The organism is Synoicihabitans lomoniglobus (assembly GCF_029023725.1).
Classification (GTDB): Bacteria; Verrucomicrobiota; Verrucomicrobiia; order Opitutales; family Opitutaceae; genus Actomonas; species Actomonas lomonigloba.
Window position 1 is genome coordinate 3,149,048 of sequence record NZ_CP119075.1, and the last position, 24,230, is coordinate 3,173,277.

General features: G+C 61.0%; 14 protein-coding genes and 1 pseudogene. 9 read left to right on the top strand and 6 right to left on the bottom strand.

Features of this window, described 5'->3' with window-relative positions:
- Nucleotides 1-30 precede the first annotated feature (30 nt).
- The 3 genes from PXH66_RS12350 (at nucleotide 31) to PXH66_RS12360 (ending at nucleotide 5,897) form a co-directional block, all read left to right on the top strand.
- Complete coding sequence (locus tag PXH66_RS12350) at nucleotides 31-2,154, top strand: glycoside hydrolase family 43 protein (RefSeq protein WP_330931800.1); 2,124 nt, start codon at nucleotides 31-33, stop codon at nucleotides 2,152-2,154.
- Nucleotides 2,155-2,232: 78 nt separating this feature from the next.
- Nucleotides 2,233-4,167 (top strand): glycoside hydrolase family 97 protein, encoded by a 1,935-nt coding sequence (locus tag PXH66_RS12355; RefSeq protein WP_330931801.1) that lies wholly within the window; start codon nucleotides 2,233-2,235, stop codon nucleotides 4,165-4,167.
- 59 nt (nucleotides 4,168-4,226) lie between these two features.
- Nucleotides 4,227-5,897 (top strand): glycoside hydrolase family 43 protein, encoded by a 1,671-nt coding sequence (locus PXH66_RS12360; RefSeq protein WP_330931802.1) that lies wholly within the window; start codon nucleotides 4,227-4,229, stop codon nucleotides 5,895-5,897.
- Between the two features lie 576 nt (nucleotides 5,898-6,473).
- Here PXH66_RS12360 and PXH66_RS12365 read toward each other — a convergent pair.
- Entirely contained in the window at nucleotides 6,474-10,271 is a 3,798-nt protein-coding gene (locus PXH66_RS12365) for a TonB-dependent receptor plug domain-containing protein (protein WP_330932015.1), read from the bottom strand.
- Nucleotides 10,272-10,748: 477 nt separating this feature from the next.
- Here PXH66_RS12365 and PXH66_RS12370 point away from each other — a divergent pair, with 477 nt between their 5' ends.
- The 4 genes from PXH66_RS12370 (at nucleotide 10,749) to PXH66_RS12385 (ending at nucleotide 16,365) form a co-directional block, all read left to right on the top strand.
- A complete protein-coding gene (locus PXH66_RS12370; protein ID WP_330927546.1) occupies nucleotides 10,749-11,831 on the top strand; it encodes a LacI family DNA-binding transcriptional regulator in 1,083 nt (360 codons plus the stop codon).
- A gap of 173 nt (nucleotides 11,832-12,004) precedes the next feature.
- Nucleotides 12,005-13,276 (top strand): LacI family DNA-binding transcriptional regulator, encoded by a 1,272-nt coding sequence (locus PXH66_RS12375; protein WP_330927545.1) that lies wholly within the window; start codon nucleotides 12,005-12,007, stop codon nucleotides 13,274-13,276.
- Nucleotides 13,277-13,465: 189 nt separating this feature from the next.
- Complete coding sequence (locus PXH66_RS12380; protein WP_330927544.1) at nucleotides 13,466-14,632, top strand: FG-GAP repeat domain-containing protein; 1,167 nt, start codon at nucleotides 13,466-13,468, stop codon at nucleotides 14,630-14,632.
- Nucleotides 14,633-14,751: 119 nt separating this feature from the next.
- On the top strand, nucleotides 14,752-16,365 hold the full coding sequence (locus tag PXH66_RS12385; protein ID WP_330932379.1) for a tetratricopeptide repeat protein: 1,614 nt from the start codon (nucleotides 14,752-14,754) through the stop codon (nucleotides 16,363-16,365).
- Nucleotides 16,366-16,485: 120 nt separating this feature from the next.
- Here PXH66_RS12385 and PXH66_RS12390 read toward each other — a convergent pair whose 3' ends face one another.
- The 5 genes and pseudogenes from PXH66_RS12390 to PXH66_RS12415 all read right to left on the bottom strand — a co-directional run bounded on the left by PXH66_RS12390 (nucleotide 16,486) and on the right by PXH66_RS12415 (nucleotide 21,183).
- Entirely contained in the window at nucleotides 16,486-17,469 is a 984-nt protein-coding gene (locus PXH66_RS12390) for an NAD(P)-dependent alcohol dehydrogenase (protein WP_330927542.1), read from the bottom strand.
- An 82-nt stretch (nucleotides 17,470-17,551) separates the two neighbouring features.
- The gene (locus PXH66_RS12395) at nucleotides 17,552-18,040 is read right to left on the bottom strand and encodes an anthrone oxygenase family protein (protein WP_330927541.1); all 489 of its coding nucleotides are present in this window, start codon (nucleotides 18,038-18,040) and stop codon (nucleotides 17,552-17,554) included.
- Nucleotides 18,041-18,281: 241 nt separating this feature from the next.
- Nucleotides 18,282-19,139, bottom strand: coding sequence for an NAD(P)H-binding protein (locus PXH66_RS12400; protein WP_330927540.1), 858 nt, complete (start codon nucleotides 19,137-19,139; stop codon nucleotides 18,282-18,284).
- Between the two features lie 128 nt (nucleotides 19,140-19,267).
- Nucleotides 19,268-20,272: an AraC family transcriptional regulator gene (locus PXH66_RS12405; protein ID WP_330927539.1), complete on the bottom strand. Its 1,005-nt coding sequence runs from the start codon at nucleotides 20,270-20,272 to the stop codon at nucleotides 19,268-19,270.
- A 109-nt stretch (nucleotides 20,273-20,381) separates the two neighbouring features.
- Nucleotides 20,382-21,183 (bottom strand): annotated as a pseudogene (locus PXH66_RS12415) (endonuclease/exonuclease/phosphatase family protein).
- A gap of 196 nt (nucleotides 21,184-21,379) precedes the next feature.
- Here PXH66_RS12415 and PXH66_RS12420 point away from each other — a divergent pair.
- Together PXH66_RS12420 and PXH66_RS12425 are read left to right on the top strand one after the other, a co-directional pair.
- Complete coding sequence (locus tag PXH66_RS12420; RefSeq protein WP_330927535.1) at nucleotides 21,380-22,327, top strand: mannonate dehydratase; 948 nt, start codon at nucleotides 21,380-21,382, stop codon at nucleotides 22,325-22,327.
- 274 nt (nucleotides 22,328-22,601) lie between these two features.
- Nucleotides 22,602-24,158 (top strand): DUF6265 family protein, encoded by a 1,557-nt coding sequence (locus tag PXH66_RS12425; protein ID WP_330932016.1) that lies wholly within the window; start codon nucleotides 22,602-22,604, stop codon nucleotides 24,156-24,158.
- Nucleotides 24,159-24,230: the final 72 nt, after the last annotated feature.

Below are 24,230 nucleotides of genomic sequence, written 5' to 3' on the forward strand. Positions count from 1 at the left end.
AGGATAACCTTCCCGCATTCCAGCACCGCCATGAAACCGGCTCCCCCCTTTTCCATTCGCCTAAAACTCCTCCTCGCCGGCCTGATCGCCACAGTCGCGACCACCGCAGTCCGCGCCCAATCCTGGACCGCCGATAACGGCAACGGCACCTACACTAATCCGCTCTTTTACGACGAGTTTTCCGATCCCGATCTGATCCGGGTGGGCGATGATTTTTACCTCGCCGGCACCACCATGCACAGCATGCCCGGCCTGGTGGTGCTGCACTCCCGCGATCTCGTGAACTGGTCCTTTCTCAGCTATGCGTTCGACCGCCTCGAGATGGGGCCCGAATTTCATCTCGACGACGGCAAGGAGATCTATGGCCAGGGCATCTGGGCACCGTGTATTCGCTACCACGACGGAAAATTTTACCTGTTCTCCAATATCAACGGCAAAGGTCTGCAGGTCTTCAGCGCCACCAACCCCGCCGGGCCTTGGGAGCATCGCAACTTCGAGGGTCAGATCTACGACCTCTCCGTGCTCTTCGACGACGATGGCCGTATCTACGCCGTGCATGGCTACGACGAGGTCATCATCACCGAACTGAAGCCCGACCTGAGCGGCGTCATCGCGGGCAGTGACCGCGTCGTCATCCCCCGCGGCAACGCCATGGGTGAGGGCCATCACTTCTACAAGATCGATGGCAAGTATTTCATCATCAGCGCCAACTACGCCCCGACGGGCCGCATGCAGGCCGCTCGCGCCGACACGGTTTACGGGCCCTACGAAACGGTCGTGATCGCCGGCAAGGAAACCTTGGGCACCACGCGCGCCGCCGGAGTCCAAAGTATCGGTATCGGCCGCCCCATCCCCGAGCCCGGTTTTGCGTTCGAGATCAACGACCACGACGACAATTTCCTCGCCGCTGTGCCGATGCACCAAGGCGGCATCGTGCAATTGCCCAACGGCGATTGGTGGGGGTTCTCGATGTTGGATTTCCATTCCGTCGGCCGCACCACCGCGCTTTCGCCAGTTACCTGGCAGGACGGCTGGCCCTTTTTTGGTCTGTCCGGGAATCTCGGCCGCAGCCCGCGCACATGGTTCAAACCCGATTTGCCCTCGATCGCACCGCATGCGCCTTACCAGCGCAGCACGACGTTCGACGGCGACACCCTGCCTCGGGTCTGGCAATGGAACCATAACCCGGTCGACGCTAAGTGGTCCCTGACCGAGCAACCCGGTTCGCTCCGCCTGCACACCCTTCCGGCCACCCAATTCCTGTGGGCCCGGAACTCGCTCACGCAACGCGCCATCGGCCCGACGTCCGTCGTCACCGCTGAGCTTGATGGTTCCGGCCTCCAACCCGGCGACACGGCCGGACTCGCCTTGCTCAACATCCCCTTTGCCTCGCTCGGCTTGGTGCGCAACGACGAGCAGTTTCTCCTGCGCTGGTATGACCAGTTTTCCCACGAGACCATCGAACAACCAATCGCTTCGCCCCACGTGTTCCTTCGCGCCTCCGGCGACTACGATCGTGACTTCGCTCAATTGAGCTACAGCACCGACGGCACCACCTTCACCGATATTGGTGGCCCGGTGCGGCTGCCCTATCAATTGAAGACGTTTCAGGGCACGCGCCATGCGCTCTTCGCTTTCAATACCGTCGGCCAAGAGGGTGGCTACGCCGATTTCGCGTCGTTCGCCGTCGACGAGCCGCTCGCGGATCGTTCGCGCAACATTCCACTGGGGCAGGTCGTCACTTTCACGAACCTGGGCAACGACACCGTGGTTTGGGCCAACCCTCACGGCATGTTGCACTCCGCCGCGTCCGACTCCGGGCGCGCACGGAGCGCTCAGGCCCGGTTTCGCGTCCACGATCGGGGTAAAGGCCGCGTCGCGCTCGAAGCCATGGACGGCAGCGGTTTCCTCACCGTCATGGGGGCCGGACTTTCCGCCGACATTCGGCCGCGTCCGCAGGAATCAGCAGACAGTCTCTTTCTTTGGCAGGACATGTTGCGCGACCGGCAGTTCATGCTGCTTTCGCTCAAAACCAACCGGTTCGTCGGCATCGACCCCACCACGGGCGAACCCTACGGCGCCGACTGGCCGGGAGCCCGCCCCGACCGCCGCGACGGCACCGTGCTGACGTGGCACCCGGTCGCCTCCGATTGATCCTCCCGCTACCCCACCGGTTCCTCCACGAGAATCGCGACTGCTGCTTTTTACTCCCTGATCCACCTCGACCCCATCATGCCTTCCCGCCTTTCCCTCGCCCTTGCTCTCGTGTTGAGCACGAGCCTCCCCGCACAGGAGGTTTCGAGCCCCGATGGCCGCCTGTCCGTGACGCTCGACCTGAGTCCCGGCGGCGCGCTTTCCTACCGCGTCACGCTCGAGGATACCCTGGTGATCGAGCCGTCGCCGCTCGGACTGGAATCGACGCTCGGCAGCTTCTCGTCCGGACTCACCGTCGGCGAAACTGCGACCGCTGTCATCGACGAACACTACACCTTGCCCAACGGCAAAGTGCGCAACGTTCATTATCAGGCCCACGAACTCACGGCGACTTTTGCCAATCGCGACGGCAACCTCATCGACGTCGTTTTCCGCGTCAGCAATACGGACGTCGCCTTTGCCTACCGCTTACCGAGCGGTGAAATCCCGCGCGTCACGATCGAGCGCGAATCGACCGGCTTTGACCTGCCCGACGATGCCACCGCTTTCGTCACGTGGCAGGCGCCTCCCGAAACCGGTTGGATGCAGACCAAACCGAGCTACGAAGAAGGTTATCTGATCGATGTGCCCGTCGGCACCGACTCTCCCACCGAACTCGGTTTCACCTACCCCGCGCTCTTTCGACTCGGGGATCAAGGTTGGGTCCTCATTTCCGAAACCGGCGTATCCAGCAACTATGTCGGCACCCGCCTCGCCGACCCCACCACCGACGGGCTCTACCGGGTCGCCTTCCCGCAATCGGGCGAGAACGGCGGCATCGGCGATGCCACCGCTTCCGCCTCACTTCCTCTACTCACGCCATGGCGCACCATCACCGTCGGCCGCACGCTCGCCACCATTGTTGAAACCACCGTCGCCACCGACGTGGTTACGCCCCAATACGAACCCTCCATCGCCTACCAGGGCGGCCGCGCCACCTGGTCGTGGTTGCTCTGGCAGGATGCCAGTATGAACGAGACGGACCAGCGCACCTTCATCGATCTGGCCGCTGAGATGAATTACGAATACGTGCTCATTGACGCACTCTGGGACACCAACCTGGGCCGGGAGAAATTGGCCGAACTCGTTGCCTACGCGCAGTCAAAACACGTCAACGTGTTGTTGTGGTATAACTCCAATGGAGCCTGGAACAACGCTCCACAAGGACCGCGCAACCGCATGAACTCGGCCCCCGCCCGACAGGCCGAAATGGCCTGGCTCCAATCCATCGGCATCAAGGGACTCAAGGTCGATTTCTTCGGCGGGGACAAGCAGGCCACCATGAAGCTCTACGAAGACATCCTCACCGACGGAAATGCCTACGGCCTCCACTTCAATTTTCACGGTGCCACGCTACCGCGAGGCTGGGAGCGCATGTATCCCAATCATATGACCAGCGAAGCCGCTACCGCTTCCGAGAACCTCGTTTTCTCCCAGGGATTTTGCGACGGGGAAGCCCAACGCAGCACCATCTTCCCATTCGTGCGCAACCCTGTCGCCGCGTTCGACTACGGCCCGATGGTGCTCAATCGGCGGCTCTCCCGCGACCAAGCCAGCGGCACGACCCGCCGCACGACCGACGCATTTCAACTCGCGACCACCGTGCTCTTCCAGTCGCCCGTCCAACACTTTGGACTCACGCCCAACAACCTCGAAGAGCAACCCGCCTTCGTCATCGATTTCCTCAAAACCGTGCCGACAAGGTGGGACGAAACCCGCTTCATCGCCGGCTATCCCGGCAAACTGGCGGTGCTCGCCCGCCGCCACGAAAAGCAATGGTATGTGGCCGCCACCAACGGTGAAGATGAGGCTCGAACCGTCTCACTCTCCGCGCCCTTCCTCGCTGGCCAAACCCTCACCCTCATTCACGACCAGAGCGACGGCTCGGCGGCATGCGACCAGATCACCATCGCAACCGACGGCACCTTCGACCTCGCACTCGCCCCGCGTGGAGGTGCCGTGCTGAGCCCTTGAGCCCCGCCGTTCCCGTCACCCGTTTCACCTTTCTCCCTTCCACTCACCCTATGGCCACCATGCTAAGAAAAACCGTCCTTGCCCTCTCGACCGCCTTGATGACCGTCGGCCTCGCCGCCACTGAACCGGTCACTTTCGAATCATTTGCCTACACCGGCAACGACGAGATATTCACCCCTCCGCTCCAGCCCGGCGAGTATCGTAATCCCATTCTGGCCGGTTACTACCCCGACCCCAGCATCTGCCGTGTCGGCGACGATTACTACCTCATCAATTCGTCGTTTTCCCACTTCCCCGGCATTCCGATCTTTCACAGCACCGATCTGGTCAACTGGACCCAGCTCGGCCACGCCATCGATCGCCCCGACCAACTGCCCTACGACGGGCTGGGCCTTTCCCGCGGAATTTTCGCTCCCGCCATCAGCTATCACGACGGGCTGTTCTACATCGTCTGCACTTTCATCGACGCCGGCGGCAACTTTGTGATCACCGCGGAAGATCCCGCCGGTCCGTGGTCCGATCCCGTTTGGCTCAATTTTGATGGCATCGACCCTTCGATCTTCTTCGACGATTCCACCGGTCGCGCCTGGCTCGTCAACAACGGCGCTCCACCCGACAATGAACCGCTCTACGACGGTCACCGCGCGATCTGGGTGCAGGAGTGGGACATCGTCAACCGCCAGCTCGTCGGACCGCGCAAGATCATCATCAACGGCGGCGTCGACCTCACCGCCCAACCCGTCTGGATCGAAGGTCCGCACATCTACAAACGCGGCGACTGGTATTACCTCAACTGCGCCGAAGGCGGCACCTCGGTGAATCACTCGCAGGTAATTTTCCGCAGTCGCCAGCCGGACGGTCCCTACACGCCGTTTACCGAACACCCGACCCTCTCTCAACGCGATCTGCCCGCCGACCGTGATCATCCCGTCACCTGCACCGGTCACGCCGATTTCACCATCGGTCCCGATGGCAACTGGTGGACGGTCTTCCTCGGCTGCACGCCGTATTCTGAAGGTCACTACAACACCGGCCGCCAAACCTTTCTCCTGCCGGTCACGTGGGAGAATGACTGGCCCATCATTCTCGAACCCGGCCTCGCCGTGCCGTTTGTCGGCCAGAGCCCGAACGGCGTCACCCAGCGCGAGGACGCGGCCCTGCCTTTGACCGGCAACTTTACCTGGACCGACGACTTCGACGGCGAGGAACTTAACCCCGCCTGGATCTTCATGCGCGCTCCGCAGACCACGTGGTGGTCGGTGAATGAAGGTGCGCTGCACCTCACGCCTCGGGCGGACGCGTTGCGCGGGAAACACAACCCGACCTTCGTCGGCCGTCGCCTCCAACACAACCGGTTCGCCACCGAGACGACCTTGCAACTGCCTGCCGCGAGCAACGTCCGCACCGGCCTTTCCGCGTATCATAACGAAACGCGCCAATACAATTTCGGTGTGTATCGCACTGAGTCCGGCTACAAAATCTACGTCGAAGCCCAACGCGGCCCCGCCGACGCCGCTCAGTTCACGCTCGCCAGCCTCGCCGCCCCTCCCGGCACCGCCATCACGCTGCGCCTCACCGGCGAAGACACCCGCTACATCTTCGACTACTCCACCGACCACGGCGCGAGTTGGACTCAAGTCGGCGGCACGTTCGACGCCCGCAATCTCAGCGTCGACACGTCCTACGATTTCATCGGCGTGTTGATAGGGCTCTTTGCGACTCAATCCTGAAATCGTTGCCTGCCATCCGGCCGGGAACACCTAGCTGAGGAGCGGAGACTCGGCTTGGGATCCTACCCAGTAAAGCCCTTCGAACCTCGACGTTCGAAGGGTTTTTTGGCGCTGGTCGGTGGGGCTGATCATGACTCGAACCGTTCGATCGCCCGCTCTGATTTGGACGCACTTTCGAGGTGGCTGCCAGCGTTGGTGATCGCCCCTCTTGGTTTCCGCATCGATCTCTTTTTGGCGCATTCGCTCGGGACCGAAGTGGTTCCGCCGATGTCGGCGTTGACCGGCACTGTCACCGCACGGTGCGGCACTCTACAATCCGAGTAACATCACCGTCGCATCCAACGACCGAATACGCACGCTTTGCATCGGTATTGGTTGGTCCGCTTGGATCAACTGAATGAGGGGGCGGTATGGTAACCGCCCCCTCTATTTTTGTCGCCGTGAAGCGATGTGCGAATTTCACGGTAGATCAAATTCGAGCGCGTTGGTCGTCTCGGGTTCTCAGGTATCCCGCTAAAAAAAAAAGGCCCCGGGCCGAAGCCCGGGACCGATAACACCTCCTACGGTGGAGAACGCCTAGAACCTGAACGTGTTGGTGAGTGTCCAGCTCTGGTGCGGACCAATACGATACGTTGCGGGCGTGCCGTCGGGCTGCACCGTCACCGGAATCAGGTTGTTGCCCTGACCCACGTTGCGAACATTGAGCTGCACCCGCCAATCGATCTTTTCGCTGAGGCGTCGGCTATAGCCGACCCAGAGATCGAGATTCGTCTCGGCTGATGCACGATACGGATTATCGAGATCAAAGTTCGCCTTGGTCGGCGTAACAGGATTGGGAATCGGCGGGTAGCCGATGATCACGTCGTCCTGCCAACGCAGCGCCATACCGACGTTGACGCCCTTGAGCATGCCTTCGTCGAAGTCGTAGTTGGAAATGGCATTGAAGCGCCACTCACGCAGTTCTGGCACGTTGGTGCCTTCCTGCAACTTACGGGCGGCCCATTCGGCACCGATGTTGGTGTTCCATTGGAAGAGCGAACGTTCGTTACCGGCCCCACCCCACCAGATCCGAAGGTCACCGACACCACCGTCGGCGCCGTCGTTGAGGGCGGTCTCGTAGTTCTCGATGAAGTCGACCAGGTTTTCACCTCCAATGTTCTTGCGGACAGCCGTCGTCTTGGAGGCGTTAAACGTCAGCCGCCAGTTGCGGGTCGGCTGAGCATTGAACTCGATTTCGTAACCCTTGGAAATCGCATCCTCGGGAACCGTGAAACCGGCCGGAGTCGACGACGTAATGCCGTCGTTCTGCCAGTCGACCAGGTCGATGCCCCAGGCTTCATAGAAGCGAGGATCGACGGAGGCTTGATACGCTCGCCAGGCAGCGATGACGTTTTGCTCGCGGACGCGGGCCGCGGCTTCGTCTTCACCGTTTTGTCCGGCACCGTAATTGTAGCGCCCGTTGTCATCCGCATCATCGGCACCTTGCGTGTCGATGGTATCGCCGGAGAGATTGAACTCGTAGCGATTCACCCAGTTACCGGACCACACTTGGGAGGCACCGATGAACCACGCGCCATTGAGGCCGGAGGAGGAATTGCGGAGCACTTCGGTCTCATACTTGTTCACCTTGAGGGAGAAGCGCCCGTCCTTGGATTCCAAGAGGACCCCCACATCGGTCGTGGTGCCGGCCGGCGCGGCCAGAGCCTCACCATAGACATCAACACGTTGGGCTGCTGGCTGGAAGTTCTCCGACTCGTTGTAGAATACGGTCGTGAGGAACGGCAAACGCTCGGTCAAACCCTTGATGATGGGGAGTTGGTCCAAGTGAGCCACGATGGAGTAGCTGGTGGACTCCACTTCGAGTTCATTGAAGCTCGATAAATCGAGTTTGTAGCTGCTCGGGCTCAGATCGAGACGGTTGTCTCGAGCGTGACCGGGAGGCAAACCGGCGACATCGACCGAATAGTCCCATGACTTGGCGATATCTTTACGCCACCCCCAGGTGCCGACGACGGCATTGTCCCAGAAGTGAGCCTGCCAGACAAAGGCTTGCGATTCGGTCTCGGCCTTGGAGAGACGGGCGAACGTGGTGTTCGTGTCCCGATTCGCGCCGTTGTTGTCTTCGGAGTCGAGGATGCTCACCGGCATGTAACGCCACCCCACATAGTTGGCCGGGTTCTCCGATTGGGTGCTGTAACGCTGGCCGGTCTCGTCGACGTCGGGGGTCGAAGGATCATCGACATCATTGAAGGGCGACTGGTCCGGGTAGTATTGATCGATCCACGGTGCATCGAAGGCAACATCGGGGGAATTCCAGGTCGCGTCGAAAACGCGGATGGCGTAATCAGAAGGCATGTCGACCTTGGTCGTGATCCGCGGAATGTTCGCGCCGGAAGCCGTCGAACGCCCCAACAACGAGTCACCGAGGTAGATCACCGAATGCGGGTTGAGCTCCGCCGTGTTGAACTTCGCATTCGCGAAGTCGTCACCGAGGAAATCAATGTATTCTGGATTGATGTTGTAGCGGATCCAGGAGCGATTATCGGAGTCGAATCCTTCTTCAGCCAGCAGGCCGGTGAAGGTGTGTTTGCCGAGCAGGCGCTTGAACGTCGAAGGGTTGTCCGAACGAGCGAAGTCGTGCGTAAAGAACCCGGTGGCCCGGAAGCCATCGCGCTCAGTCGCCGTGGAGTTATTGCCAGCGTCACCGCGACCACCGACGAAAACCCGACCGAGATTCGGATTCGGCGTGCCATCGGCGTAAGGTTCGTTTTGACCATCGACCGCCGCACCCGCGACACCCGCCGGCGTGCCGTCGGAGTAAACCGACATCAGATCGACGAAGATGCCTTGATTACCACCGGCCAGCAGCGACAGCTGACCGTTGTCATAGCTCTCCTGGTTGACCACGAGTTCGAAGCCGAACTTGTCATTCATGAAAGTCTGCGCGAGCGAGACGTTGAAGGCATTAAAGTTCTGCCATTCCTCCTTGTTCGGTCCATCGACCAAATTGTTGTAGAAATCAAAGACCGAGGCGTCGGTAAGGGAGAAGTCCTTGTAAACACCGAACTGGGCGTAGGGGAGACCGGCTTTCACCGAGTAATCCGCATAGCCATTGACCCCCACCATACGGTGGAAGCCCAAGCTGAAGCTGTCATCAATCGAACCGTCGGGGGCCCGACCACCCTCACCGGAATTGGCTCGGACTTCGGACTGCTGACCCAGAGCGGGATCGACGCTGCCGTTGCCATCGAAGTAAACGAAAGGGCTGCCGAATGCTCCACCAAAACCACCGACCCAAGGATTGAAGGCCGGGTTGGGTTGGCCGGCGTTCGGACCGCCGTTGATCGCGGGGCGTTGCTGACCGTGGTTGGGACGACCCGTGTTGTCGTCCTGCACCTGCCACGCATTGAACGTTTCCTTGTTCAGGTAGTTATACGTGCGGGGTTCACCGTTCTGCAGACCTTGGTAGGTGCCGGTATTAAACCACGGCGTGACGTAATCCAAGGGAGGCAGCGTGCGCGGACGGTTCGATTTGATGGAGCCGTCCTCAAAGTTCGCTTTGATGATCGTGCGAGCTGAACCGCGCTTAAGGAACTCCGGCTCAAAACGCACGGCGGCGAAGATACGCTCGGAATCCTGGAAGGCGGGATCCTGCTGATAGCGGGTGTCGTCCTTGACAGCGGACACACGCACGGCGAGTTGGTCCTCGAGCAGCACGCGGTTGAAATCAACCGAGGCGCGGGCGGAACCGTAACTGCCGACGCGGAAGGCAACTTCATTCGAGTTCTTGAACGAAGCCTGCTTGGTGCCGGAGTTGATGATACCGGCCGGGGAACCTTGACCGAACAAAATGGAGTTCGGGCCCCGTTGGAGATCGACGCGGTCAACCGAGTAGCCATCCCAAGGGATGTTGGTGGCGAAGTAATCGCGGGTATTGTCGGCCGCGGCGAGACCACGAACACGGGTGTTCTGGTTCGGGTTGGTGAAACGAGCGGACTCGTCCAGCCGGGCACCATCGCCGAAGCCGGCGAAGTTACCGCCGAGGTTACCCACTTCCGTGCCGGTGGTGTATTGCAGCAGGGACTCATTGTCCGTGGCCGCAATGTCATCGAGGAATTGTTTGGTGACTACGGTAACAGCGTTACCGATGTCGCGGAGCTCAGTATTGAGACGATTGCCGGCGAGGGTGGTGGCGGCTGTGTAGCCTTGCTCCTCCTCGGCTGCTACCTCAAACGGAGACAAAACGATGACATCTTCGTCATCGATCTCAGAGGACCCAGTGGTTGTCTGGGCCCACGAAGAACTGGCCAGTGTGAAGGCCGCCACCGCCGCCATAGAGAATCTGGGCAGAGGGGTTTTCTTTATTTTATGCATGGTGTTGGGTTGGTATTTCTTGCGAAAAGAACACTCCCGGTGAGAACACTTGCAGCCACGACGACACCACGGACGACGAGCAAGCCGACGGCCCGCGAAATGAGGTCATACTGAAGCATTCGGTGTAGGGGAACATCCGCTCTTGTTGGGGTAAGAGCCGGGGCTGAAAATTCACGCGCCTCATCAAATTGCACCTCCCTAATCACTCTGATTTGAGAGTGCAGCCCCTGATGCAAAGGAACTACCACTCTGGTCTTAGCCTAATTATGGCTATTGGATAATTGTCTGATTACCCACCGCACGAACGCTGACCGTGTGCCCCCACGCTCCCTCTGCTTTCGCCGCCATCTCGAGGTGGCGGATGCCTTCACCACGCCACGACCATCCCGCTTGCCCAGCTTGTCGGTCCCTGACGGGCCGGATTCCGGGCTGCGATCCGCGCCCGCACCGCACTACCCTTCCTTGTAAAACGCAGTCATGGCATCGAAGAAACGCGTCACCATGGCCGATGTCGCCCGCGAAGCCGGCGTCCATCATACGACCGTGTCTCTGGCACTTCGACAGCATCCGAGTCTCCCGGCCGAAACCCAAAAACGTATCCAGATTCTGGCCGCACAAATGGGTTATCGAGTCGATCCGGCCCTGCGAGCCCTCAACCCTTACCGCCATCATTCCAGCCCCCCGGTGCAGACCCCTCGCATCGCGTTTGTCACCTCCGGTGCCACTCGCTTCGGCTGGCGTCATGTGCCCGCGCACAAACAATTTTACCGAGGGGCCGCCTCCCGCGCCAAGGAGTTGGGGTATCACTTGGTCCATCTCTGGCTCGATGCCCCGGAATTCGATCCCGCCGAACTGTCCAACTCTCTTTCTTCCAACGGCGTGCAGGGACTCTTGCTCAGCTCGCACGATTCACCCAACCATCGCGCACTCAGCATAGATTGGAGTCGATTGTGCGCCGTTCAAATCGAACATCTACCTGGTATCGATTCCATCGGCCGGGTCACCAATGACCAGCCCGCCGCCATTGAGACGGCGGTGCGAAAAGCACTGCAGGCTGGCTACCACCGCGTGGGCCTCGTCCTGCCCCAATGGTGGAATCATCTCGTCGACTCCGCCTGGACCATAGGTTTCCTGGCCGCCCAACAAAAAATCCCCCCGGAGAACCGCGTCCCCCCCTTGCTCTACTCCGCGACATCCGAGGCACCCGGTCCTCAAGTTCCTCCCGTGCCGACGTCGCTTCTCGCCAAATGGCTGTCCCAGTATCGGGTGGATGCGGTCATGTCCCACGCTCCCGCCGTCGAACCAGCACTGGAAATCCTGAACTTAAAAGTCCCGCAGGATATTGCCCTGGCGGACGTGTTTCTCCGCGACGAAGACCGTGACCGAATCGCAGGTGTTCGCCAGAACTGTGAGCACGTCGGTGCGCTCTCCGTCGACCGACTTCACCAACAATTACTCGATCCTTCCGGTTCACCGGCAGTCTCCGCCGTTCGCACATTGGTGGAAGGCACCTGGATTGATGGAAATTCCTTGCCACCGTCACAAGCTGGAGGCCCGTGATCTTACGATGATACTATAACTCTGGTCGTAGTTTCTCCTTCGCCAATGTCCTATTGCGGGTCGCCGGTGGGGAAACCTTTGATAGAGCCTCGTTCAGGCTTTCTCCCCGGGCAGATAGCCCCCGCCCCGAACTCGGTTTACCCCTCGTCGCCAGCCCCAACTTGCGTCGGACCATGTCTCGCACCTCCCCTCCCGCCAACTCATCTGCGTCGCTGGAAAGCGCGGAATCTAGATCATCCTTGTTGCACCGACCGACCGGACGGCGCGTCACCCAAAAGGATATCGCCAAGATTGCGGGAGTTCACAACACCACGGTCTCATTGGCCCTGAGGCACGATGCCTCCATTCCCGCCGCCACACGCGAACGCATCACCCGCGTGGCCGCGCAATTGGGCTATCGCCCCGATCCTGCGATCAGTGCCTTGGTTTCCTATCGCCGCACCTTGGGCCACAGTCGCCGCAAACGTTCCATTGCCTACGTTACCTGTGGTCACACTGCAACCGCCTGGCGAGACTCGCCGGATCAGGTCAGCTACTTCGAAGGTGCTCGGCAGGAGGCGAAAGAGCGGGACTACGAACTGGAGCATTTTTGGTTGGATGAACCCAACATGAGCCCAAAACGCCTCGCGGGGATCCTATTCCATCGCGGCATCAACGGGATGGTGCTGGCCCCCGGCTCCCACCATTTGAATCAGAACTTGGATTTCGGATCGCGAGTTCCGCATGTGGTGGTCCTCGGGTTGAATCACGTCGGCACGGACCTAAACTACGTCTCCAGCGATCGAATCGGAAATGTCCGCAAATCCGTGCGGGAGTCATTTCGCGCCGGCTACCAAAACCCGGCTCTGGTGTTATCCCCCGACACAAACGGCGAAACAAACCACGCCATGTGGGTCGGGTTCTTGGCCGAACAAGGCTACCAGCGGGATGACCCTCGCTCCCCGGTGTTTTACCCCGGCCAGGCGGATAACATGACTTCTCGCTCCCACGTCACGCCCGAGGCGGACGGAATCCAACGGAAACTTGTCGCGTGGTTGCACGAGATCCAACCGGACGTGATCATCGGATCATGCACCTTTGTGGGTGACCTGCTGGAGGGCACCGGCATCGAGATTCCACGACATTTTGCCCTGGTTGATCCACACTTGGACCACCACCACCACGATGTTGCAGGCATCCGCCGTCATCCTTTCCGCGCCGGCGAAGTTGCGATCGAAATGCTCCATTCCCAGTTGCATGAAAATCGGTGCCCCACCACCACATCGCACACCACCACCCTGATTGAAGGAACGTGGATTCCCGGCGCCACATTACCGCGAAAACGAAACCGGCACCGAGTTGCCCCATCCCCGACAACTCAAACAAAAACCCCTCGGCGGACCCCGACTGGAAAACCCATCGAGAAATCAGTCAATCGGGCGTCCGACGTGGCCCCACCAGCTTGATGGCAGCCGCCACGACCGACCAAAGCCGGTCCGTCATCTGACTCACCCTCATCAGCCGTGCGCCGCCCTCGCACCCGCCTTACAGTTGCCATCGCGGCAGCATTACTTGCCGTCGCCATCATCGGTGGGCTCCGCTGGTGCACGAAAGCGACGAGCCCGGTGACAATTGCCCACTCAATGCCTGCGCACATGCCCCCGCTTGACTACGACCCGATTCCCATCGGCGCACCAGCGACAAGTTTTGAGCGTCCCATGGTCACCCACCTGCAGGTCGCCGATCTTGATCAGGACGGGTTGCCCGATATTGTCTATGCCGAAGCATCCACTCACACCGTGCGTTGGATTCGACAGGCGCCACACGGCAAATTCACCGAGGTGGTTCTCGCTGATTCCATCCTCGGTCCGGTGCACGTCTGGGTCGGCGACATCAACGCCGACGGTTTCCGGGACGTCGCGGTCGCGAGCATGGGGCAGATCTTTCCCACCAACGATCGCATCGGGGCCGTGGTGGTGTTGGAAAACCTCAACAATCGCGACTTCCGTCGTCGAACCCTGCTTGATCAAACCGCGCGCGTTACCGATGTTCGGGGGGCCAATCTCTCCGGTCACTCTGATGGACGACTTGATCTCGTCGTCGCCCAGTTCGGCTACGCGCAGGGAGAAACGCGCTGGATGAAAAACGAAGGCGACTGGCACTTCACCGATCACATTGTCAATCGACTCTCCGGTGCAGTTCATGCCCCGGTCGCGGATTTCGATGGTGATCGTCGACTCGATTTTGCCACGTTGATTTCACAGGAGTGGGAGGAGGTTCACTTGTTTCGCAACCTCGGCCAAAATCAGTATTTGGAAACCATCGTCTGGGGCTCGACCAACGAAGACTACGGTAGCAGTGGTCTCGAAGTGGCGGACGTGAATCGCGACGGCCGCCCTGATCTGATCTATACGAACGGCGACGGCTTTGACTACCCGATACCCGGAGGCCGCCCTTGGCACGGCATCCAATGGCTCGAGAATCAAGGCGACGGACGCTTCGCCTTCCGGCGCGTCGGCGAAATGACGGGCGCTTACAGCCCTCGCGCCGCCGACCTCGACAGCGACGGCGACATGGACTTGATCGCCGTCAGCTGTTTCGCCGATTGGTCGTCTCCCCGAGCCGTCTCGATGATGGCATGGATCAACGAGGGCAACGAACGTTTTCACCCCGTGGTGCTCGCCCACTCCCCCACTCATCTGGTGACTGCCGATGTCGGTGATCTCGACGGTGACGGCGTGCCCGAAATCGTGACCGGTGGCATGTATGCGTTCCCGCCGTTTCCCGCGCCCCACAATGTAACGCTATGGCGACGACGTTGAAACACAGGGCGACTCTCACGGTCATTTTGGCCGTCGCACTGCTGGGTGGCATCGGTATGTGGACCGCCCGGCATCGGCTATCGCCCCGCCCTCCGGACGCCCTTCCACCCGTGCCCGAGATGTCCGACTTCCCGGCGGAACTTGCGGAACGCGTCCGCGCCGCCCAACGCGCCGGTGCCACCGCCGAGCTGGGACGTCTGTATCATATTAATGGATTCAATCATGCCGCCGCGACGTGTTGGAAAATTCTCCAGGCCAACGAGCCGCTCGAAGCTCGCTGGCCCTACTACCACGCCGACACTCTCGACGCGCTCGGCGACCAGGAAGCCATGACCTCGCTGGTGGTTCGCGCCCTCAAACTCGACCCCGCTTACGCGCCCGCCTGGCTTAAGCTCGGCAACATCCGATTCAAACAAGGACGTTTCGACGAGGCTGCCGCGGCGTATCAACAACGTCTTTTGCTTCTCCCGGGCGACCCCTACGCCCGCGTCGGACTCGCCCGGATCAGCGCGCAATCAGGCGACACCGCCACGGCCCGCCACCGCTTGGAATCCCTGGTGGTCGACGCGCCCACCTTCGCGCCCGCGCGCAATCTCTATGCGGAAGCCCTCGCTGCCGCCGGAGAGTCCAGCGCCGCCGCCCGCGAACGTTTGCGAGGCAGCCAGTCTCCTCGGTTTCGCGACGCGGACGATCCTTGGTTGGACGGTCTCATCACCGATTGTTACGACTACGACAAACTCTGTGTGCACGGCATGATGGATACCCTCACCCATCACGGCGATCGGGGGTTGGCCCTGTTTCACCGTGCCCGCCGCCTACGCCCTCACCAACTCACCGCCTACGAACTCATCGGCAACGTGCACCTGGACCAAGGCCACTCTGACAAGGCGATTGAAATCTACGAAGCGGGCCTCCGTCAGGCACCGCCCGATGCCGCGATTTCCGCGACCTATTTTGTCAGCCTCTCACGCGCTTACCTACACGCCGCCCGGACCGCGCAGGCCGTGCAAACCGCCCGCCGAGGTTTGACTCGATTGGGCGATACCGCCGCGCTTCACCGCGCCCTCGGCAACGCCCTGCGCGCGAACCACGAACCCGTCGCCGCGGTTGCTGCGCTGCAGGCTGCGGTCGACCATGATCCCGTCAACGCCGCCATCACCTACGACCTGGCTCGGGCGCATATCGATCTGGGCCAACTGGAGGACGCCGTCGCGGCATTGCATAGTTCTCACCAGGCGAACCCGCAATACCCCGCCACTCTGGCCCTGCTCGGGCGCGTCGAAGCCGATTCCGGTCGATGGGAAAACGCCCTTCGCTACCTTCGTCCTCTCTTCGATGGTCAGCCGGATTTACCTGCTGCCCGCGAACAACTGAGCTTCGTCTACCTCCAAGCCGGGTTGACCTCGGAACAAGCAGGAAATCTCGATACCGCGGAATCCCACTACCGCCACGGTATCGCCGTTGCTCCGAATCAACCCGCACCGTTGGCCCAACTCGGCATCTTACTGCTGCGCCAAAACCGCGGAGCGGAAGCGGTGCCTCCCTTGGAAAACTTTCACCGCCTCGCAAGCGACGACGCTCGAAGCCACCTACTTTTAGGCCAGGCCTACGCCGCAACCGACAACAAAGTTCAAGCTCTCAAAGTTTTGGCCACAGGTGCCGAACAGGCTGAAATATCCGGCGATACGCGCACCGCTCGTCGCTGTCGAGAGATCGCCGCCCGCTTGAAATAGAGGGGTAGATTCGACGGTTCAGTTACGTTGCCACACACACCGAACGGAGCGAGTTTTCACCCGCGCTTAGGGGAGAGCAAAGCACGATCTGATTGCCAAACTCGCAATCCGCCGAAGAAATTATTCCCGCGCGCCCACCGCCAGCACGATCGAGCCCAATCGCTCCTCGTTTTCCACGCGACGGTGCGCCTCCGGGGCTTCCACCAATGGAAACACCCGGTCCACGATCGGTCGAATCGACCCCGCTTCGATCATGATTTTGAGCACCCGTAATTCGTCCGGCGATTCACTCGCGAAGCCAAAAAACGCTCGGCGTTGGGAAAACCAACGTGTCCCGATCGATCGCACCATGTCGGACACCCGCGGGTTACCCATGGCATAGCGTCCTTCGGGCTTGAGCACACCGATGCTCCGCTTGAAAGAACCGCCCGCGACCATGGAAAACACCACGTCGTAACGCTCCTCCGTTTTCCAAAACTCCTGTTGGGTATAGTCGATAAACACGTCCGCTCCGGCTTGGCGCACCACCTCGGCCTTGGCCGCTTTATCGACCGCGGTCACTTTGGCTCCGATTACTTTGGCAATTTGAATCGCGAAGAGACCGATACTCCCGCCCGCACCAATGATAAGAATACTTTCGTCGGCCATCAGCTCCACTTTGGTGAGAAAGTGCAACGCATTGAGCGCGCCCAACGGCACCGCGGCTGCCTCCGCAAAACTCAGATTTTTCGGCTTCTGCTCGATCGTGTAACGCTCGGGTAAACACAGCATTTCTCCGTAGGCGCCCAACCGCAGCTGCGAGCAGCCAAACACCGCTTCCCCCACTTTGAAACGAGACGTGGTCGCGGACGTGGCGACGACTTCGCCCGCAAAATACGAACCGAGAATCTGCCGTCGCGGTCGGCGGATCCCGAACGCGATGCGCAGCGGCAACCAGAACCACGCCACCGGAAAGCGAAAACTCCGCATTTCACAGTCCGCTTTCGTCACTTCCACCGCGTGCACGCGAATAGTCACTTCGCCCGCTTTGGGCTGCGGAGGCTCCACTTCGGCCGCAACCAAAACACTGGGCGGGCCATATTGCTGATAAATAACGGCTTTCATGGGATGAACCGGCTTAAACTAGGAGTAGTTTCCGCCTCACCTCCAGCGTTTCTCCACAAAATCGCGCGACTCCTCCCCCCGCTCAACATCGCATTAGCACGATGAGCAGCAGACTGAAGGCGAGCACCGCGAAAACCGTGCGAATCCCGTTCCACCGCACCCAGCGTGGTTCGAACGCCTGCCGCGCTTCTCGTAGCGCCGGCTCCGCCAGAACCGCGAGATCCCGCTGCTGCAGCGCGTTGTTCAACGGCACATTCACCGTCGCCGTCGGCCCTTGCACCCCGAGCAAATAGACGACCGCCGCCCCCACCAATAACATCCGATCGATGCCCTCCAAGCGCACGACCCCCCACCACACCGCCACCGCGAGCGCCAAAACACTGCCGACCCACACGAGCATGAAGACCGGTTGATTCTGCTGGATCACCCGATCCACGCTTTTAAACGCCTGGAGAAAATCGTGATCACCCAGAGTCCTGATCCCCGGCATCACCACCACGGCAAAGGCAAACAGGAAGCCCGCGACCAGGCCGCACCCTAGCGTGGCCAGACCGAGCATTATACGTAACATTTCCATGGATACACCTTTCAATAAACCGCCGTCCCGGCCTCGGGAATCCACCCGTAGGGCGGACCGAGAATTAGCGAAGCCTCCGCGGTCCGCTCGGTCCGCCGGGTCTCAGCGGCAGCGGGCGGACTGACTTCGTCGGCGTCGGGGCAGGCCGAGGTTTGAGTCAGAAAAAACGTCCCCATTCCGATCGCAATCAAGAGCATGCTGGAGTGGACCAACCGGTGACATGCTGAGGGCCGCTTCATGCGGCCGTTCTCCAGCATCCGGTGCCCGCCACCTCCCGCGCATAGGCGGAAAACTCCCGGGGCGGGCGTCCCAACGCGCGTTGCACACCATCGGCGAGATAGGCGTTGCGACCGTCGAGCACCGTCGAAAGCAGATAATCGAGTATCCAGACGACGTCCGCCGGAGCCCCCGATTTTTTCACCTCGGCCATAAAGGCGTCATGGGGAATCTGCTCGAACGCGATTTCCCGGCCGGTGACAGCCGACAGCTCCGCGGCAATGTCCGCAAAGGTCATGAGCCGCGGCCCTGTTACTTCGTAAATCTCGCCGTCGTGCCCCGGCTCCGTCAGCGCCGCCACCGCGACGTCCGCGATGTCGTCGACGTCGATGAAGGGCTCCGGGGTATCGCCCGCCGGCAACGTGATTCGCCCCGCGCGCACCATGTCGACAAACGCGCCTTCGGAAAAGTTTTGGTTGAACCAACTCGCCCGAACCACCGTCCAGCGCAGCCCGCTGTTTTGCACGATATTTTCGCAGGCCTGCGCCTCGGCTTCACCGCGACCGGACAGCAACACCACACGCGCGACCCCATGCTTTCTCGCCTGATCCACCAACGCTTGAATCGCGTCGGTCGCTCCCGGCACCGCGAGGTCCGGAGCGTAGGAAATGTATATCGCTTTCACGTCGCGGAGACAGGCGTCCCAACTTTGGCGGTTGTTCCAATCAAACGACGGGCTGGCTGCTCGCGAACCGAGCCGCATCGGCACGCCCCGGGCTTGCAGTTTGGCGGCGACGCGACGACCGGTCTTGCCGGTGCCGCCGAGAATGAGGGTGAGTTCCGACGTGAAGGCGGAAGCGTTTTGATCAGTATTCATGATGGATTCCTCGTAAGGGTTGAATGGAAAGCCTCTTTATACTGAACGGGGCCCTGGATTTCTTGACGCGTCACGCCATCCTGTTGACCGCGCGCGCCAAAACGCCCCCGGGGCCCCCTCGGAGCGGATCAATCCGTAAAACGAATCCGGTAGGACCGCGGCGTCTGCCCCGCCCAGCGCTTGAACGCCCGGGAAAACGCGCTCTGTTCCGAAAACCCCGTCATGAACGCAACCTCCGCCAGCGAATAGTCCGTTTGCGCCAGCAAGCGCTCCGCCAACTGCCGCCGCGACTCATCCACCAATGCGTTATAAGAGTGACCACTTTGCCGCAGCCGACGTTGCAGCGTGCGCCCACTCATGCCCAACCGCTGCGCCACGTGGTTGATCACTGGAATGCCTCCGCTCAACGCACGCGCGATCTGATCACGCACCCGCCGGTCCCATGTCTCCTCGTCCGCCAACTGGGAAACTTCCACCGCCAGGTGAGATTCAAAGAACCGGGAAATCCCGGCGTCGCCCAATACATTCGGGGTCGACAACGACGCAGCGGAAACCAACAGCGCATCGTATTCCGCCCCGAAATGCACCGGACAACCGAAATAGATTTCATGGTCGGCCACCGTCGCGGGGGCCGCATGTTGGAAAAAGACGGCGCGCGGATTGAACGGTGCGGACGCCACCTCCCGGCTGATCGAAACGATACTCGCCAGCGTGGCTTCATTGGACAGCCGCATGCCCAGGTGCCGTTCGCCGGCTCGATTGAGCCGCATGAGTGCGCCGCCCTCCGTCGATTCCAATTGATAAGTCGAAACGCTGGTGAGCACGCGGGCGTAGCGCTCCGCCCGGCCAAACGATTCCCGCAAATTCGTGGCCGATTTCCACGCCAACCCGAACGCACCGTAATCGTCGCATCGCATCGCCGCCCCCGCCCGCAAGGGCAACGTGGTGCCAGCCGTATCGTCACGCACCAGTTGCCGCAGAAACGCATAATAGTCCGTATCCGCGACCATCAGTTTGGGATCGGGCGGTGCATCGGGATCGATCCCTACGCCACGCAGCACCGCCCGCGGATCGAAGTCCCCCGAGGCCACGCCGAGCACCTTGCGGACGAACAACGAGGTTATTTTCCCCATGACTCCGTTTCACTGTGTGTGGTGCATTTCAACCTATCCCGACTCAATCTCCACCACCGAAAACTTCCAGCCGATATCCCCCCACGCGGCCAGATCGGCCTTTCCGGATTCAAATTTCCAACACCAACGGACAATGGTCCGACACCTCGGGATCACTAACCACCTGGAAATCCACCACCTGTTCCGGCGCATTGACCAACAGGTAATCGGCGAAGCGATCGGGTTTGGAGTAGAGCGAATTCCGGGTTCCGCCGGTGGTCCGCGTGGTAACGAGTTCCGTGAGACCCGCCTCGCCGAGAATTTCCAGTGTTTCACTGTCCGGTCGCACATTGAAATCCCCCCCCCGCCACCACGAGGTCGTCAGGCTGCGCCACGTGGCGCACGATCGCCAAAAATCTCCGCGCCTGCGCCGCCCGCTCCGGTGTGTCCATCTTTCCCCGCAGATCACGCAGGCCGTGCATGTGCGCGACCACGACCGCCCGCCCCTGCTCGTGGTCAAACACCCGCACCGCGTGCGCGCTACGCGACCGGGGATGCTCGCCGTAACCATCAGGTGAATACACTTTGTGCACGAACCCCTGATGCTGCGCCACCACGGGGAAAGCGTGACGCACAAACGTGGCCAGCCCCCATTGCGACGGCACCGCCCGCTCCCCTTCCCACAGGACTCCCTGAGCCGCCGGGCAAAATGTAGCGACGTGATCCGGCAACGCGTGCGCGATTTCCCGAAAAAGATTCGCCCGCTGCGGCAGCACGTGTTCCCCGTCGCGATACGTGAGGACCTCCCGATCCGTGGACGGCGTGTGCACGACTTCCTGCAGACACAACACATCCGGCGCGCTGTGATTCAGATAAGACCGCAGTTCGGCAAAGCGCGCTCCTCCCCAGGCATTCAGGCATGTAATTTTCATCGCCACGGCTTTCGTGTTATCACGATCACGAGGCTCGTCCAACTCAACCGCACCGGACCGCAATCGATCTTCCTCCGGTCTCCCCTTGGTCAATCAGGATGAAGCACGGCGACGCTCGCCTCCCCCGGTTTTTTTCGCCATCAAACGTCGGTCGTTCGCGACCGTCCGCTTCACTCCACCCCATCCCATTCTACCTATGCGACTCTCGATGATCGTCAATCCGTTCACCGACCGAAATCTCGCCCTGGCCGCCCAAGTGGGTGTGACCGACGTGGTGATTCACTACCCCGGGCTCGATCTCGCCGCACTCAAGGCCATGCAAACGCGCATCGAATCCTTCGGCCTGCGCCTGACACATGTGGAGCGTAAAATCCCGCACCTCAAATTCGTGCACGACTTGCCAGGTCGGGATCGGCAAATCGAAGATTTCAAGACCCTCATTCGCAACATGGCCGAGTGCGGCATGGAGGTGCTGTCCTACAACTGGATGCCCGACGAGGACTGGCAGCGCACCACCTGCGATTCCCCCGAACGAGGCGGCTCCAAATCCACCGCCTTTCGCCTCGCCGACATCGACCACAACATCACCGATGCCGACGGCCTGCCTCCCGCCGCGACGCCCGCCCTCCAACTCTGGGACAACTTGGAATATTTTCTCAACGCCGTCGTGCCCGTTGCCGAAGACGCCAACATCAAGCTCGCCATCCACCCCGACGATCCCCCGCTCGCCGAGCTGCGCGGCCAACCTCGCATCATCATTTCCAACGCAGCCTTTCAGCGCGTCGTCGGCTTGGTCCCCAGTCCGGTCAATGGCGTCTGCTACTGCGTAGGATCCTACGCTCCCGCCGGCATCGATCTCATCGGTGGCATCCGTCGGCTCGCCGACAAAATCTTCTTCTTCCACGCGCGCAACGTGCGCGGCCGAGCGGACGATTTTCAGGAAACGTGGCCCGACAACGGCGACATCCCGATGCCTGCGATCATCCGCACGCTGCACGAGATTGGCTACACCGGCACGATTCGTCCCGACCACGCGCCTTCCATGGCCGGTGAACCCAACGACACCCCCGGCTACGAGATGCAGGGCCGCCTCTTCGCGGCCGGATACCTGCGCGGCCTGATCCAGGCCACGGCCTCTCATTGATCGATCCACTCGGGCCCCCTTCCCGTTTTCGAACCCAACGCTAGCCCACCCCGTCCGCTCATGTCGTAGGGTCTGTTGCCGGTATCGGCAATTTCGTCTCGTCGTGGCAGATCGGTGCCTGGCCACCGCTACTGATTGCGCCACCTCTCCCGGTGCCATGCGCCGCATGGATCGCGACCGAGGGCGATCTAGCCGTCCGGTTCGTCCATACGGACGTTCGACCCGTTCGGTTCGGACGACCGGAGCGCGTTTCCCAGGCGATAGTGGAGGAGATATGACCCGAATACTCATCCTGATCATCCTCTTGGTTTCTTCGCCCGCGGCCTTGTTGCTGCGAGCTGACATTTCGTCGCCCGAAGTGCGACATTCCTCCGCCGACCAGTCCGCGCCCTCCGCCTCCATTGCCGAGCTCGAATGGATGGTCGGCGCATGGGAAGGGCCCCTGGGCTCGGATGGGCAGGAGCACATCGTGCAACGTCCAGTCGGCGGCCAACTCCCGGGGTTCGTGCGAGGCTGGACCGCTGACGGCGCGATTACATTTTATGAAATCAGCGCCTTCGCCGAAGCGGACGGATCGCTCGAATATCGGGTAAAACACTTCAGCGCCGACCTCGCTGGCTGGGAACCGCAAACCGAATTCGTGCGCCATCGGCTCGTCGCCCGCGAAGGCAACGCGTGGTTCTTTGACGGCATCACCTTTGTGCGCACCGGCCCGGAAACGCACACCGTGTATTTCGAAATTCCCGCCGGCGAACGGGCCGGTGAAATCATCACCGTGAATCAAACACGTCGACGCCCCCTCCTCGCCGCAGCCGCCGACGGTGCCGCTACCACCGGTGAAGTGGTCGCATTTGATTTCGTTTCAAAGGTGCTCGCCGACAACCGCATCGGGCTGAAGCCGGAGCGCACCGGTCGCGTCTACCTGCCGCCGTCCTATGCCTCCTCTCCCACGCGGCGCTATCCCGTCGTCTACTTCTGCCACAACACCTTCTGGAGCCCGGCGCAGGCCGTGGCCGACGGCAACCTGCAAGGCTTGATGGAACGCGCCTTCACCGCCGGCACCGTCGACGAATTTATCCTCGTGATTGCCGACTACACCGGACCGACCACCGGCAGCCTCTATGAGAATTCACCGACCAGCGGACGGTGGCTGGACTACACCATCGAGGAAGTCGTGCCCCGCATCGACGAAACCTACCGGACGCTGCGCCACCGGGACAGTCGGGCTGTGATCGGGGATTTTTGGGGTGGTCGCGGTGCGCTGGTGCTCGCGATGCATTTCCCGGAAACGTTTGGCTCCCTCTACGCCATGCATCCTGTGGCCACCGGCAGTGGCAACCTGCCCATGGATCGGCTTGATATCAACTGGCCCGCGATTCACGCCGCCACCTCATGGAATGAGCTCGGCGACAGCGGCCGTGACCGCATCTTCACCGCCATCAGCCAGGCATTTTTACCGAATGCCAACCGTCCGCCGTTCTATTGCGATTTCCCCATCGAAATCGCCGCCGATGGCTCCACCGCACCGAACCCTCACCACACCCGTTTGATGTTAAAACGCTTTCTGGTGGACGGGCTCCTCGACGACCACGCCGACGCCCTGCGATCGCTGCGCGGAGTCGCGATGGACTGGGGCCGTTTTGATCCGACCCAGGCCCATGTCATCGCCAATCGCCGGTTCAGCCGCATACTTTCCAGCCAAGGCATTCCCCACGAAGCCGAAGAATACGCCGGCGGCATCTGGGACAAGACCTGGAGCCCCGACGGCCGTTTCATCACCCGTGTGCTCCCCCTCCTCGGCCAGCACCTGGTCTCAGCGGAGGAGCCATAACACGACGCTGAGCACCACCGAAATAAACGGGGCTGACCCTAAATCTCAAACCCCACGTTAAAAGGGTCAGCA

Coding starts and splice junctions, on each gene's coding strand:
- PXH66_RS12350 (WP_330931800.1), top strand. CDS start 31: ATGAAACCGGCTCCCCCCTTTTCCATTCGCCTAAAACTCCTCCTCGCC.
- PXH66_RS12355 (WP_330931801.1), top strand. CDS start 2,233: ATGCCTTCCCGCCTTTCCCTCGCCCTTGCTCTCGTGTTGAGCACGAGC.
- PXH66_RS12360 (WP_330931802.1), top strand. CDS start 4,227: ATGCTAAGAAAAACCGTCCTTGCCCTCTCGACCGCCTTGATGACCGTC.
- PXH66_RS12365 (WP_330932015.1), bottom strand. CDS start 10,271: ATGCATAAAATAAAGAAAACCCCTCTGCCCAGATTCTCTATGGCGGCG.
- PXH66_RS12370 (WP_330927546.1), top strand. CDS start 10,749: ATGGCATCGAAGAAACGCGTCACCATGGCCGATGTCGCCCGCGAAGCC.
- PXH66_RS12375 (WP_330927545.1), top strand. CDS start 12,005: ATGTCTCGCACCTCCCCTCCCGCCAACTCATCTGCGTCGCTGGAAAGC.
- PXH66_RS12380 (WP_330927544.1), top strand. CDS start 13,466: ATGCCCCCGCTTGACTACGACCCGATTCCCATCGGCGCACCAGCGACA.
- PXH66_RS12385 (WP_330932379.1), top strand. CDS start 14,752: ATGTCCGACTTCCCGGCGGAACTTGCGGAACGCGTCCGCGCCGCCCAA.
- PXH66_RS12390 (WP_330927542.1), bottom strand. CDS start 17,469: ATGAAAGCCGTTATTTATCAGCAATATGGCCCGCCCAGTGTTTTGGTT.
- PXH66_RS12395 (WP_330927541.1), bottom strand. CDS start 18,040: ATGTTACGTATAATGCTCGGTCTGGCCACGCTAGGGTGCGGCCTGGTC.
- PXH66_RS12400 (WP_330927540.1), bottom strand. CDS start 19,139: ATGAATACTGATCAAAACGCTTCCGCCTTCACGTCGGAACTCACCCTC.
- PXH66_RS12405 (WP_330927539.1), bottom strand. CDS start 20,272: ATGGGGAAAATAACCTCGTTGTTCGTCCGCAAGGTGCTCGGCGTGGCC.
- PXH66_RS12420 (WP_330927535.1), top strand. CDS start 21,380: ATGCGACTCTCGATGATCGTCAATCCGTTCACCGACCGAAATCTCGCC.
- PXH66_RS12425 (WP_330932016.1), top strand. CDS start 22,602: ATGACCCGAATACTCATCCTGATCATCCTCTTGGTTTCTTCGCCCGCG.